The organism is Proteus hauseri (genome assembly GCF_004116975.1).
GTDB lineage: Bacteria > Pseudomonadota > Gammaproteobacteria > Enterobacterales > Enterobacteriaceae > Proteus > Proteus hauseri.
Genome location: NZ_CP026364.1, coordinates 3,588,200 through 3,602,381, shown reverse-complemented (window position 1 = coordinate 3,602,381; position 14,182 = coordinate 3,588,200). Strand labels below are relative to the sequence as shown.

General features: G+C 37.1%; 14 protein-coding genes. 5 read left to right on the top strand and 9 right to left on the bottom strand.

All coding sequences use genetic code 11. The annotated features are described in order from the left end of the window. Nucleotides 1-6: 6 nt before the first annotated feature. Nucleotides 7-714 carry a fimbrial biogenesis chaperone gene (locus PH4a_RS16495; protein WP_129041317.1) on the top strand — a complete coding sequence of 236 codons (708 nt, stop codon included), beginning with the start codon at nt 7-9 and terminating at the stop codon, nt 712-714. Nucleotides 715-799: 85 nt separating this feature from the next. Here PH4a_RS16495 and PH4a_RS16490 read toward each other — a convergent pair whose 3' ends face one another. Genes PH4a_RS16490 through PH4a_RS16480 form a run of 3 tightly spaced genes read right to left on the bottom strand, consistent with a single transcriptional unit; the run spans nt 800 to nt 3,270 of the window. Continuing rightward, entirely contained in the window at nt 800-961 is a 162-nt protein-coding gene (locus PH4a_RS16490) for a DUF2474 domain-containing protein (RefSeq protein WP_074379352.1), read from the bottom strand. Beyond that, a complete protein-coding gene (gene cydB / locus PH4a_RS16485; protein WP_129041315.1) occupies nt 942-1,946 on the bottom strand; it encodes a cytochrome d ubiquinol oxidase subunit II in 1,005 nt (334 codons plus the stop codon). Before cydB ends, PH4a_RS16490 begins: the two co-directional genes overlap by 20 nt. Then, nucleotides 1,936-3,270 (bottom strand): cytochrome ubiquinol oxidase subunit I, encoded by a 1,335-nt coding sequence (locus PH4a_RS16480; protein WP_129041313.1) that lies wholly within the window; start codon nt 3,268-3,270, stop codon nt 1,936-1,938. The genes cydB and PH4a_RS16480 overlap by 11 nt, the downstream gene beginning before the upstream one ends. A gap of 129 nt (nt 3,271-3,399) precedes the next feature. Between PH4a_RS16480 and PH4a_RS16475 the strand changes: the two genes are divergently transcribed. After that, nucleotides 3,400-4,815: an aminotransferase-like domain-containing protein gene (locus tag PH4a_RS16475; RefSeq protein ID WP_129041311.1), complete on the top strand. Its 1,416-nt coding sequence runs from the start codon at nt 3,400-3,402 to the stop codon at nt 4,813-4,815. Between the two features lie 126 nt (nt 4,816-4,941). Then, nucleotides 4,942-5,511, top strand: a complete 570-nt coding sequence (locus PH4a_RS16470; protein WP_064720084.1) for a HutD/Ves family protein — start codon at nt 4,942-4,944, stop codon at nt 5,509-5,511. Between the two features lie 67 nt (nt 5,512-5,578). On the opposite strand, the gene PH4a_RS16465 is transcribed toward PH4a_RS16470, so the two are convergent. After that, nucleotides 5,579-6,190 (bottom strand): LysE family translocator, encoded by a 612-nt coding sequence (locus PH4a_RS16465; RefSeq protein ID WP_129041309.1) that lies wholly within the window; start codon nt 6,188-6,190, stop codon nt 5,579-5,581. Nucleotides 6,191-6,352: 162 nt separating this feature from the next. Between PH4a_RS16465 and PH4a_RS16460 the strand changes: the two genes are divergently transcribed. Continuing rightward, nucleotides 6,353-6,817, top strand: a complete 465-nt coding sequence (locus tag PH4a_RS16460) for an Lrp/AsnC family transcriptional regulator (protein WP_129041307.1) — start codon at nt 6,353-6,355, stop codon at nt 6,815-6,817. Between the two features lie 260 nt (nt 6,818-7,077). Here the strand turns inward: PH4a_RS16460 and bla are convergent, their stop codons facing one another. Further along, nucleotides 7,078-7,965 carry a class A beta-lactamase gene (bla, locus tag PH4a_RS16455; protein ID WP_129041305.1) on the bottom strand — a complete coding sequence of 296 codons (888 nt, stop codon included), beginning with the start codon at nt 7,963-7,965 and terminating at the stop codon, nt 7,078-7,080. A gap of 172 nt (nt 7,966-8,137) precedes the next feature. Here bla and PH4a_RS16450 point away from each other — a divergent pair, with 172 nt between their 5' ends. Beyond that, entirely contained in the window at nt 8,138-9,016 is an 879-nt protein-coding gene (locus PH4a_RS16450) for a LysR family transcriptional regulator (protein WP_129041960.1), read from the top strand. 70 nt (nt 9,017-9,086) lie between these two features. Here the strand turns inward: PH4a_RS16450 and lhgO are convergent, their stop codons facing one another. Genes lhgO through PH4a_RS16430 form a run of 4 tightly spaced genes read right to left on the bottom strand, consistent with a single transcriptional unit; the run spans nt 9,087 to nt 14,037 of the window. Further along, nucleotides 9,087-10,289: an L-2-hydroxyglutarate oxidase gene (gene lhgO / locus PH4a_RS16445; protein WP_129041303.1), complete on the bottom strand. Its 1,203-nt coding sequence runs from the start codon at nt 10,287-10,289 to the stop codon at nt 9,087-9,089. Between the two features lie 16 nt (nt 10,290-10,305). Then, nucleotides 10,306-11,019: a FadR/GntR family transcriptional regulator gene (locus tag PH4a_RS16440; protein ID WP_129041301.1), complete on the bottom strand. Its 714-nt coding sequence runs from the start codon at nt 11,017-11,019 to the stop codon at nt 10,306-10,308. Continuing rightward, the gene (locus PH4a_RS16435) at nt 11,020-12,990 is read right to left on the bottom strand and encodes a TRAP transporter permease (protein ID WP_129041299.1); all 1,971 of its coding nucleotides are present in this window, start codon (nt 12,988-12,990) and stop codon (nt 11,020-11,022) included. A gap of 12 nt (nt 12,991-13,002) precedes the next feature. After that, nucleotides 13,003-14,037 (bottom strand): TAXI family TRAP transporter solute-binding subunit, encoded by a 1,035-nt coding sequence (locus PH4a_RS16430; protein ID WP_129041297.1) that lies wholly within the window; start codon nt 14,035-14,037, stop codon nt 13,003-13,005. Nucleotides 14,038-14,182 lie beyond the last annotated feature (145 nt).

The window sequence follows — 14,182 nt, the reverse complement described above, 5'->3', positions numbered from 1 at the left end:
GAAAAAATGAAAAGCATAATACGTACTTATTTTATTTTAATGCTTATTTTTTTCACCCATTTAACTTATGCAAGTGTTGTGCTTGAACGTACTCGTTTAATATTTTCATCAGATAATCCGATAGTTTCATTACAAGTTTTTAATCATAGTGAGCAACCGACACTCATTCAGAGTTGGATTGATGAAGGCAATATTGAATCGACGCCAGAAACAACCTCTGCGCCTTTTTTGGTTATTCCGCCTATTGCGAAAATAACAGCCAATGACGGACTACAGATAAAAATAAAGCAATTTGAAAATCAACTCCCCCAAGATAGAGAATCTATTTTTTATTTAAATGTATTAGATATTGCACCAAAATCATCGAATAAATTGAATCAAAATACATTACAGTTAGCGTTACAAACTAGAATTAAGCTTTTCTATCGACCAATCCAAATTGATATAAAGCCTGATGAAATTGTTGATGACATAAAAATAAATCAGCAAGGAATAAATTTAGAAATAAGCAACCCAAGTGCCTATTTTTTTACTATATCAAAAATATACGCTGAAGATAAAGAAGATAAACCATTTGTAGGTACAACAATGATAGCGCCTTTTTCTAAACAACAAATTCAATATCAAGGCGCGATTACACCTAACCAGCTAGTGACAATTATTTATATTGATGATGATGGTAATTATTTACAAAGTAAGAAAAATATTAATTAATATGATATTTTTTATGTAAAAGAAAAGGGCTGAAAATAACTCAGCCCTTGATTTTTATTATTATATTGCTGTGTGTATCTATTGCCTACTTCACTTTCATTCCGGCTGCTGTCATTAAAAATCGAAAGAGAGAAGAAACCGCAAACAAGGCAATTACACTACAAAACCAAATGGTAATAAGCCATCCCCATTTTTTAAGTAATGAGGGTTTGCTTTCTGTTGCTGGATCAGTGATAGCCTTCTTCATGAGTTTTTCCTCTAAATACGTAGTAACTCCAGAATGTGTAAACAAGAATAATTGGAATAATAAATAGTGCGCCCACTAGCATAAAACCTTGGCTTTCTGGCGGTGCAGATGCGTCGACAAAACTGATTGCCGGTGGAATAATATTTGGCCAAATGCTAATGCCTAATCCAGCAAAGCCTAAGAAAATAATCGCTAATGCACCAAAGAAAGGCAGGTAATGTCCCTTTCTTTTTACTGAGCGAATAATTAGCCATGCACTATATAAAACCAGTAATGGCACAGGTAAAAAGAAGAAAATATTAGGTAAAGAGAACCAACGTTCAGCAATAGCGGGTTGAGCTAATGGTGTCCATGCACTGACAATGACAACAATCGCAAGCATTACTAAGGTTAATGGTTTGGCAACTTTATATAAACTTTGTTGTAAGTGACCTTCGGTTTTCATAATCAACCAGCCACAACCCAATAATGAGTAGGCAATAACTAAACCAAGACCGCAAAAGAGAGGGAATGGTGTTAGCCAATCAAGGTAGCTGCCCGCGAAAGTACGATTAACCACGGGTAACCCTTGAACAACACTACCGACAACAATACCTTGTGTGAATGTTGCTAATACTGATCCGACAATAAAGGCTTTATCCCAAAAAGATTGGTGGTTATCATCCGCTTTAAAGCGGAATTCAAACGCAACCCCTCGGAATATCAGTGCAACAAGCATTAACGTTAAAGGCATTGCAAGTGCATCGAGGATCACGGAATAAGCCAGAGGAAAGGCACCAAAAAGTGCAGCGCCACCAAGTACTAACCATGTTTCGTTGCCGTCCCAAACTGGAGCAACAGTATTCATCATTAAATCACGATCTTGTCTATCTTTTATAAAAGGATAGAGCATACCAATACCGAGATCGAAGCCATCCATAACGATGTACATCAGTGTACTAAATACGATTATGATGAACCAAATGACTGGTAAATCAATTCCCATTTTGAACCTCCGGTGTACCTTTACGGATCAGTTTTAACATATAGGCATATCCGATACCGAACACAGAACTATAGACAACAAAGAAGATCAGCAAACTAATGCTCATATGCATTTCACCATGAGCTGAAACCGCATCTCGTGTTCGTTGTATGCCATAAACAACCCAAGGCTGACGGCCAACTTCTGTGGTAAACCAGCCAGCAAGGATAGCGATAAGACCCGATGGCGCCATTAAAAATGTTAAGCGTAAGAAAGCTTTTGATTGATATAGTTTATTTCTATAACGCAACCATGTTCCCCAAACGCCCACTAAAATCATTAACATGCCAAGACCAACCATAATGCGGAATGACCAGAAAACAATAAGTGAATTGGGTCTATCTTCTTTAGGGAACTCTTTAAGTGCGGGTACTTGTTTATCTAAACTATGCGTTAAGATAAGACTGCCAAGATAAGGAATTTCTAACGCATATTTTGTCTTTTCAGCATCCATATCAGGCATACCAAAAAGAATAAGAGGTGTTGCTTCGCCAGGTTTATTTTCCCAATGCCCTTCAATTGCAGCTATTTTTGCTGGTTGGTGTTTTAAGGTATTTAAACCATGCACATCACCAATTAATGCTTGAATAGGCGCAAGAATAAGGATCATCCATAAAGACATCGAAAGCATTTTTTTCATTGCCGATGAGGTATTACCTTTAAGCAGATGCCAAGCTGCAGAAGCCGCAATAAAGAAGGCAGAAGCAAGAAAAGCAGCAACACCCATATGTGCAAGGCGATAGGGAAATGAAGGGTTAAAAATGACAGCAAGCCAGTCAGTTGGAACAACTTGGTTATTAATGATTTCAAATCCTTGTGGTGTTTGCATCCAGCTGTTTGATGCCAAGATCCAGAATGTGGACATCAATGTACCTAGCGCAACCATACAAGTGGTAAAAAAGTGGAGTTTTTCACCGACTTTATGCCAACCAAATAACATAACGCCTAAAAATCCCGCTTCTAAGAAGAAGGCGGTAAGGACTTCATAAGTCAGTAACGGGCCCGTTATGGAGCCTGCAAAATCCGAAAATAAGCTCCAGTTTGTACCAAACTGATAAGCCATAACCAGACCTGATACAACGCCCATAGCAAAGTTAACAGCAAATATTTTTGACCAAAAATGGAATAGCGCTAAATAGTCCTTATTGCGGGTTTTTAACCATAAACCTTCCAATACCGCTAAAAAGCTAGCAAGTCCGATAGTAATAGCAGGGAAGATAATATGAAAAGAAACTGTAAACGCAAATTGGATACGCGCCAAATCAAAGGCACTTAACCCAAGCATAAAAAACCTCGTTATTAATATGTAAATTGCAGGTAAATCGTGTGGATTAGTAGACCATATGAAAGTAGACTATAATAGTGACAATAAGTTTAAAAATGACTATAACAGTTTTGAGGTAAACAGTTTTATATGACTCGATATGAACAGCTTGCAGCGCAAATTCGTCAACAGATTGAAGATAATATCTGGCAATCAGGCGACCGTTTACCTTCATTGCGAGATACGGTTAAACAATCCGGCTTAAGTTTAATGACGGTTTTACAATCGTATCAATTATTAGAAAGTCAGGGATGGATAACTGCTCGGCCACAATCCGGTTATTATGTTGCACATCGTAATACACGTTTTGGTCAGGTAACCGCCAGTAAAGGGCTGCATATGAGCGAAAATGTTGAAATAAGTACCTCTATTTTCAATGTGCTCCAAGCCTGTAAAGATCCTGATATTATTCCTTTTGGTTCGGCATTTCCTGATCCTAGTCTTTTTATTCAACCAAAATTAAGTAGCGCATTAGCGGCAGCAGCAAGGCATTTAGCACCTCAAAGCTCAGTAATTAACTTACCACCGGGTAATGAAAAGTTACGGCGTAACATTGCTCAACGCTATGCTTTACAAGGAATTCATGTCTCACCTGATGAGATTGTAATCACAGCAGGTGCAATGGAATCGCTGAGTTTTAGCTTGCAAGCCGTGACAGAACCGGGTGATTGGGTTGTGATTGAATCACCCGCTTTTTATGGTGCATTACAAGCGATAGAACGTTTACGCTTGAAAGCTATTGCTATTAAAACAGATCCCGTAACTGGTATCTGCTTAGATGAGCTGGAGAAAGTTGTTGAGAAATACGATATCAAAGCATGTTGGTTAATGAGTCACTGTCAAAATCCATTAGGTGGAACTATGCCTGATGAAAATAAAATTAAGCTGGTAGATATTTTAGCGAAAAATCAAATCACTTTAATTGAAGATGATGTGTATGGCGAACTGTATAACAGTCCAAAAGCACCGATGCCTGTAAAAGGTTTTGATAAATCGAATAGCGTATTGCATTGTGCTTCGTTTTCTAAATGTTTAGCACCAGGTTTTCGGGTGGGCTGGGTTGCAGCAGGTAAACACGCAACAAAAATTCAGCAATTGCAGATGATGAGTACAGTATCGGCAAGTATGCCAACACAACAAGCTATTGCTGATTATCTTTCCCAGGGCGGTTATGATACACACCTTCGTCGTTTAAGATTATTGCTAGAACAAAGACGTTATCGTATGTTGCAAGCAATACAAACGCATCTTCCTGATGATGTAAAAGTTAATATTCCTATTGGTGGCTATTTTTTATGGGTTGAATTTGAATCAGAGTTTGATGCGAATAAACTTTATCATTTCGCCTTAGAACGAGGGGTGAGTATTGCACCGGGTTCTATGTTTTCAACCAGTTGCCAATTTAATCATGCCTTTCGTTTAAACTCTTCGTTTCAATGGAATAATCGTACAGAACGTGGAATGGAAATTATTGGTGAAGGATGCCGCAAACTACGCCGAAAATAGCGTAGAAATAGCCGATGTTGGCGCACATTTTTAAAAGTTATTTATTGATTTATGAACGGTAATCTCCAATGATTGATCCTTGACCTCACTATCAGACTAATTAGCCAGATATTGTAGGAGGAGACAATGAAATTACGTTGTTTTGATCAACAAGAGTTACCGTTTATTTCATGGAGTAATCAACGAGGAACAACACAAGAAATTGTTTGTTGGCCGGTTAATAATGATTTTTCATGGCGCGCATGTTTAACATCGATTGATGATAATAGTTCACTAGGCCAATTCCCAGATATAGAACGGCAAATGGTATTGTTAGAAGGTAAGGGTGTTAATTTAAATAGTCCTGGTTTTTTTAATCACTCTGTGACGACCTCTTATCAACCTTTCGATTTTTCAGGTGATATACATGTACGCTCTGAATTAATCGAAGGGGCGGTTAAATGTTTAAATATTATGGTGCGTCGAACCTGTTGGAAAGCAGAAACAACGTTAGTGACACAACCCTTAATTTTGCCGAGCTCTCATGCTGGTTTAATTTATGTAATAGAGGGACAATGGACATTAACAGGTGCTACTTGCCAACATATTTCCAAAGGACAAGGTGCTTGGTGGCTACCTGATATTCGGGAAGGAGAAATTAGCCCATTAACCGCAAACAGCCAACTATTATGGGCGGATATTCGACCACTGAAATAGTCAATTAATAAAATAGTCAACATCAGTGGTCAAATAAGGTGAAATACTTTTTGTATGTATATTGATGCTAATTTAAGGCGAGATTGACAGCTGCACAGGTGAGTAATCCACCAGCAATGCCATCATTATAGCGACGACGTTTATCAGACAAGCCACCTTTTAAGCCTATATAAGCAAAAACTGAACCTAAAATACCGTAAATTACCAAGCAAGTAGTAATAAATATTGTTGATAACAGTATAGATTGCAGAGCTATATCATTATGACTATCAATAAAGTTTGGTAAAATAGCTAAATAGACTAGCAATCCTTTAGGATTAAGAAAACTGGTTAAAAAACCTTTACGAAAAATATGAGAGGTTTTATTTGCAGAAATGACTAAATTACCTTTTTTACATGCAGATAACAGCATTTTAATAGCAAGATAGGCGATATAAGCAACACCTATCCATTTAAGTAAGTTAAATAAAATAGGTGATGCAGCAACGATAGTGGCAAGACCTAATGCACTGAAAAGGGCATGAGTAAGATACCCACTAATTACGCCAGCATTGGCTATCCATGCGGTTCTCATTCCACTGGCAAGACCTTGTGATGAGATAAATAAAATATCAGGCCCTGGAGTACAAATAAGTGGCAATACTGTCAGAGCAAATAATAATAAAGTGTTAAATTCCATCTTTTTCACCTGATATAAATATGTTGGGTTGAACATTGTTTTTGCTGTGAAATTTAGCTGAAAAATTATATGATGTTTTCGAAAAAATCGGGTTGCTTTGTTGCTAACAAAAATAATTAATTGGCAATAAAATTCCATAAATAGAGCTAAGGTTAATCTTTGATGTCAATAAAATTGGATAAGATAGATAAACATATTTTGCAGGTGCTTCAGCGCGACGGCAAAATCCAGAACATTGAATTAGCAAAAGAAGTTGGACTTTCACCATCCCCGTGTTTAAGACGTGTGCGCTTACTAGAAGAATCTGGCGTTATTACTCGTTATGTTGCGGTTTTAGATGGTAGTAAAATTGATGCTGGGTTGTCTTTATTTGCACGTATCTGGTTTAGAGCACAAGATGCTGAAACCATTGAAGAGTTTGTAAAAGCAATAAAAGTATTACCAGAAGTGGTTGAATGTCATTTAATGGCGGGTGAATGTGATGCACTGATCCGCATCGTGACAAAAGATTTAGCGACTTATCGTCGTTTTCATGCCGATTATTTAACACAAATCCCAAGTATCCAAAGCATAAAAACAGAAGTACCAATGGAAACCGTTAAAGTTAGTTTTGCTCTGCCGCTTTAAGTTTTTTATAAAAATTTAGATGTAAGTAAATTTAAACAATCACACAACATTACTTTTCAATATAAAAGCCTCTTAGTTCTTAATAAGAGGCTTTTTAATATGATGGATTAATTAAATTATCTAATTTTATTGAATCGATATATTTCAGGCATATAAAGATATATGCAAATAAATAAAGATGCCCTTATATAATAGAGATTAAATGTTGGTGCGAATCAACAGGCTATTATTGTTATAAAAATATTAATTAATACTTAAACTTAATTTTGTTTAATAAACGGTTTTGTTACAATTTCAGTGGCTTTAACAATGATATCTTTACGTGGTTTTGCATTTTTTTCTTGCTGGGTAAAATAAATGACTAATATAAGTGGTGCCTGATTTTCACGCCAAATTACAGCAATATCATTGGTGGTGCCATAATCACCGCTTCCTGTTTTATCACCTACAATCCACTGTTTTGGTAAACCGGCTTTTATGCTGTTATCACCCGTTGTATTGCCTTTTAACCAAGTTATTAATTGATTACGTTGATATTGACCTAGCGCATCACCCAAAGTTAGCGTCTGAAGACTTGTCGCCATCGCTAATGGCGATGTTGTATCTCGAGGATCACCATGTATTGCCGTATTTAATTCTGGCTCAGAACGATCAAGGCGATAAGTTATATCATTAATCGAACGAGCAAATTGAGTGACTTTTTCTGGGCCACCTAAATGCGCTAAGATTTTATTCATTGCTGTATTATCACTATATTGCAATGTTGCAGCGCTGAGTTGGGCTAATGTCATTCCTGTCGTTAAATGCTTTTCAACTATTGGGCTATAAGCGACTAAATCTGATTGTTTTATGCTGATATTCTTATCTAATAAATCTGCTTTTTGCTCGCTTTCTTTTAATAATGCCGCTACTGCCATTACTTTGCTGGTACTTGCCATAGCAAAGCGTTCATTACCACGATAAATTATTTGTGAATTATCTGTAGTATTAATTAAAGCAACACCTAAACGACCTTGACTACTTTTTTCAAGTGCCGCTAATTGTTGTTCGATAGCACTATTATCTTGCGCCCATAAAGTTGATGAAGCTAAAAGTGATATTAATGAAACTGCTATCATTGCGGAACGACGAAAATATTTTTTAAACATAGTCATAAAAGCCTAGATTAATTTAATAAAGGAAATCTCAATGTAGATAATGGGTTATAACTAAATTAAGAGTTATAATTATCACTGTAGCGCAATATCCTATTAAATCACTTTATTGACAATCGATAATAAATCACCTTAGCCTAGAGAAAATCTATTGGCTAAGAATATTATGCGCACACATCTTCCTCTTAATGCATTAAGAGCATTTGAAGCATCAGCAAGACATCTTAATTTTACCAAAGCTGCGTTAGAGCTGTATGTCACTCAAGGCGCTGTCAGTCAGCAAGTTAGAATGCTCGAGAACCGTTTAAGTGTAGTACTTTTTAGACGATTACCTCGTGGATTGGAAATGACGGATGATGCCCAAATTTTATTTTCAGTATTAACCAATGCATTTAGTGATATCGAGCGCGCTTTTAAACAATTTGAACGCGGTGAATATCGTGAAGTAGTCTCAATTGCGGCGGTTGGTACATTTGCAGTAGGGTGGTTATTACCTAAATTAGCAGAATTTAAACAGCAACACCCTGCAATTGAAATAAGTTTAAGAACCAATAACAACATTGTTAATTTAGCAACCGAAGGACTTGATTTTGCGATTAGATTTGGTGAGGGTTTATGGCCATTAACGCATAATAAGGTGTTATTTTCAGCACCATTAACGGTATTATGTTCACCAGAAACAGCAAAACGTTTACATCATCCCAATGATTTAATTAATGAAAATCTATATCGTTCTTATCGAGAGGATGAGTGGGAAAAATGGTGCTATGCTGCCAATATTTCAACATTCAAAGTTTCTGGCTCAATATTTGATTCTTCGCGATTAATGGTTGAAACAGCTATTTATGAGGGTGGTATTGCATTAGCGCCAGCAAAAATGTTTTCACGTGAAATCGCAAGTGGTCAATTAGTTCAGCCTTTTCCCATTGAGATTGAAATAGGAAAATATTGGTTAACGTATTTAAAATCTAAACCAGTTACGACTTCAATGGAGATATTTCAGCAGTGGTTAATGGATGAGGCGTTAAAAGAGTGCGGTAATTAATTTACTAAAAGCACTGAATAAATAAAATACAGTGCTTTTTATTTTATTCACAAATAAAAACAGATAATTATTATAATAAAAAGTGTTCTCTTACTATTTCTCTACCAATTTCAATAGAAGCGGTTGCTGCCGGTGAAGGCGCATTGCACACGTGTAATGAACGCTTTCCTTTTACAAAATGAAAATCATCTACGAGCTTTCCATCTTGTGTGAGTGCTTGAGCACGAACACCAGCAGGGCCGGGATGAATATCTGCTTCACGTAAATCAGGAATTAGTTTTTGTGCGTTTTGAGTAAAAAGTTTGCGAGAATAAGAACGGCGTAATTCAGCCATTCCTTCACCAAAATAATTTCCGGCTATTTTCCAAAAACCTTTATAAGTTAATACCTCAGCCAAATCTTTTAAGTTGATATCGCTCTTTTTATAACCTTCACGTTTAAAGGCGAGTACAGCATTAGGGCCTACATCGCGATGCCCGTTATACATACGAGTAAAATGCACGCCTAAAAAAGGAAAATCAGGGTTAGGAACAGGGTAAATTAAGTGATTCACTAAGTAGTTTTTATTATTATTAAGCATGAAATATTCACCACGAAAAGGGACTATTTTCATTCCGGTATTGTATCCTGCCATTTTTGCAATACGGTCACTAAATAATCCAGCGCAATTAATTAGCCATTTACCTGTAAATTGATTATTTGATGTAGTCACTGAAACAACATCATCAGTTTCATTGATAGCAGTAACAGCTTGATTAAACGCGAATTCACCATTGCGTGATTGGATGATTTCTACATGCTTGGCGGCAATTTCAGGGTAATTTACAATACCAGCATCTGGTACTAATAAAGCGGCAATGCCATTCACATAAGGTTCTCTGGCTTTGAGTTCGCTTTGTGTCATTTTTATTACTTCAAGCCCATTTTCAATACCGCGCTGATAAATCTTTTCTAATGCTTGTAACTCACTTTCATTAGTTGCAACAATGACTTTACCACAACGATCATAATAAAGATTATGCTGTTGGCAAAATGCATAAGTAGTGATATTACCTTGTTTGGCAAGTTTCGCTTTTAAGCTACCAGGTGTGTAATAAATACCTGAATGAACAACATTACTGTTATGGCCACTTTGATGAATAGCAGGGCCAGATTCTTTATCAATCACCAGTAATTTAAGTTCGGGCTGACTCTCTTGAAGTGCACTTGCAACCCCTAATCCGACTAATCCTGCACCGATGATAATAACGTCATAAGTCATAATATTATCCATTTTGCTAAATATATTGTTAACGTTTCTCTTGCTGTAAACGATTTAATTTGCCACGTACATTGGTTAAATGAAGGCGCATTTTATGACTGGTTTCATCACCATCTTGTTGACGTATTGCCTCAACTATCGCTTCATGTTCAGCGATAACACGTTCAGTTTCTGCCTCTCGTCCTTTATTTTGGCTTAATGAATACATTAGCACTCCAAGATAAAGTTCATGCATATTATCTAAAATACGAACAAAAAATGGGTTATGAGAAGCCACCATTATGGTGCGATGAAACTGATAATCTTCTTTATGGCCAATATTTTTATTTTGTGTTGTGGCTAAAATAAATGCTTGATGCGCATTTTCAATAGCCACTAGTTCCTCTGGTGTTCGGCGCAAAGCGGCAATTGCAGCCGCTTCATGTTCAATGACCTCACGCATTTCAAGCAACGCATCGATTTCTTGAGGACAAGCTACTTCCATTACTATCGGTTCGTATTTACTCAGTATTGAATGGTCGATAACTCTTCTACCTCCACCTTGACGTGAGGTAATAATGCCACTCGCTTCTAATACACCTAATGCTTCTCTGATTGGAACCCGACTAACACCAAAGGCATCAGCGAGAACATTTTCAGAAGGTAATTTTTCACCAATAGGATAAGTACCGTCCGAAATACTTTGCTTTATTTGGTCAAGGATCTGATGTGACGCTTTTTGGCGTGAGATCTTTTGTATCATCTAGTTTTCTCCGGGAATATGCCCCATATTATTTAATTGCTTTTTAGACCGCAGAATATGGAATGCACCAGTAAGTATAATTAAGCCGATCCCCATTAGGTCAGTATAAAGGCCCGGTTTGATCATCAAAATAGCCGCACCAGCAAATGCAATGCGTTCAAACCATGTTGTTTTCACCATCCAAAAATTAGCGGTAGCAATACTTAATGCATAAATTCCTATTAATGCAGTAATAATCATTAATCCAATAGAGAATATACCTAAGTTATCGCCTTGCATTAATAATGCAGGGTTATAAACAAGAATGAACGGAATAATAAAGCCGGGTAGTGCTAAACGAACAGCATCCCATGACGTTTGCATTGGATCTGCTCTTGCTATACTCGCGGCAGTATAACTGGCTAATGCTACTGGTGGTGTAATATTAGAAAGAGCACCAAACCAAAATACAAAGAAATGCGCGGCTAAAGGTAATACACCCGCTTTAATCAATATAGGTGACACTGTAACGGCAACAACAATATATAATGCAGTTGAAGGCAAACCCATACTTAATACAATACACACCAACATAACGACTAATAAGATCATCCATAATGTATTGTCAGTCATCGAGACAATATTAAAGGCTAATGTGGCGCCAATACCTGTCATGGTAACAACACAAATAATGACACCAATGGCAGCACAAGCGATGGTAACTTGTACAGAGCCTCTTGCGGCTTCAGCTAAGGCATCAGCGACTTTGCTTAATGTCATTCGAACAGTTTTATCCGGCGTAATCCAACTGGCGACAATAATGGTTAATATGCCTAAAAATCCTGCATAAATTGGCGTTTTTCCGACAAGTAATGTGCCAATAACAATCACCAGGGGTAATAGTAATAAACCACGGGCTTTTAATACGGCTTTAACTCGAGGAATATTTTCTTTACTTAATCCTTTTAATCCTTGTTTTTTGGCTTCAATATCTATTGCCATAATTAATGCGGCGTAATAAAGCAGTGCTGGAATAATGGCGGCAATAACAATAGTGGTATAAGAAATACCCAAAAAGCCCGCCATAATAAAGGCCGCTGCACCCATAATTGGCGGCATTATCATTCCACCCGTTGAGGCAGTTGCTTCTACTGCGCCAGCAAAACGTGGCGTTAATCCGATGCTTTTCATTAAAGGAATGGTGAATGTTCCCGTTGTTGCTACGTTAGCAACAGCACTACCACTTAATGAACCCGTTAATGCAGATGAAATAACCGCAACTTGTGCAGGACCTCCACGACGGCGACCTGCAATGGCTAATGCTAAATCATTAAATAGTGCTGTAGCCCCGCTGACACTTAAAAATGATCCAAATAAAATAAATACCACAATAGCGGTTGATGCTGTTGATAGGGTAATACCAAATATGCCTTCACTGGTCATAAATAAGCGGTATAACAATCTTTCTACTGAAAATCCCGCATGACCAAAAATCCCCATAAAATACTGACCAAATAGGGCGTAAATAATAGCGAAAGTTGCAAGGCCAGGAATAAAGTAACCTGTAGTACGACGGGCGGCTTCAAAAAGGACAATAATACCAAGTATCGCCATTACATAATCAGTCGTATTAGGAATACTTTTTCTGACTACATGTAAATCAACGTAATTAAGGAAAAAATAACCATAACTAATTAATGTTAAGGCAATAAAAAGATAATCCCAGAGATTAAACTTAGGTGTTGAAAAACGCTTAGAAAACGGGAAAAGAATAAATCCTAGAATTAAGATCCCACTAAGAAAAATAGTATTACGATAAAACTCTTGTGTATTTGATAACGCATTAGAGTAAATAGCATACAGCGAAATTAAAATGGCAAGGGTTGTAGTAATTTTAAGGTAAATACCTGCAAGCTGACGACTACCAGAGCCGGCTTCTTTATCTAGTGCAGGGGGTTCTACCGGAGTTAAATGGTCATTATTTATTGTCATAACTCACTCCTGTTATTTATTATTAATCTGCATTTGGGCTTCTGGAGGAATAAGATAATCGGGGATCTCTAACCCAATTTCTTTGTAATAACGATAAGCACCAAGATGGAGTGGCACAGAAACACCTTTTAATGCATTCTCTGTGGTGATGTATTTCGCAGCACTATGTACTTGATGAACCTCTGGTAGGTTTTCAAACATGGTTTTGGTGAGTTCATAAATTAACTCATCATCCATTGCGGTGGTGGTCATCAAAATATTAGGTTGAGCAATAGTGTCTACTTTTTCAGTTTGGCGAGGATAGGTATCCGCGGGTATTTCAAAGCGAAACCAGGAGTTGGCAATATTATTGATATCGTCTAATTGCTTGTCGGTGACTTCAAGTAATTTTGCACTTACACCACTTGCATACATATCTGTTACCGCAGAAGCAGGAACACCCGCAGGTAACGCACCACCATCAAGGCGACCATCACGCATAGCTGAAACGGTATCTCCATAACCAAGATATTCAGGTGTGATATCTTTTTTGGTTAAATTGACACCTTGTAAAATAATTATCGTAGATTGTTCTGTACCACTGGCTTGTGGGCCAACAGAAAAGCTGGTTGAGCGAATATCCTCTAATGTGCCAGTTTTCACTTTATTATCCATCAAAACAAAGTGCTCTACGTTAGGCCATAACATTGAAATAGAACGCAGATTTTTTTCTGGTTTACCTTCAAAATTACGCACGCCATCGTAAGCTTCTACTGCTAATAAGCTTTGTAAAATGGAAAGCTGAGCTTCATTTTTCTGCATTAGATAGATATTTTCTATCGATCCTGCAGAGGATTGCCCTGTAACTTGCACGCCTCTATCTTTTAAATGTGTACTCCAAACATTGGCCAAACCGACCCCCATTGGATAATACGTTCCTCCTGTTGATGCAGTTGCTACAGAGAGAAATTGTTTATTCGCATTCTCTTTTTTGCCGATCACTGCTAATGAAATAACAGCAATAACAGCAACAAGACCAATGGCGAGCTTTGTTTTTTTTATTCTCATGATGTTGTTGTTCCTGTACATAAAAATGCAGGTGAATGTTTCACACTAACTTGTATACAACATGACAACTTCAATAGGTAAATAAAGGTTAGAAAATTGTGAACTAACTTGATTAATTTAAAACAAAAAGATAACAAACTGTGAT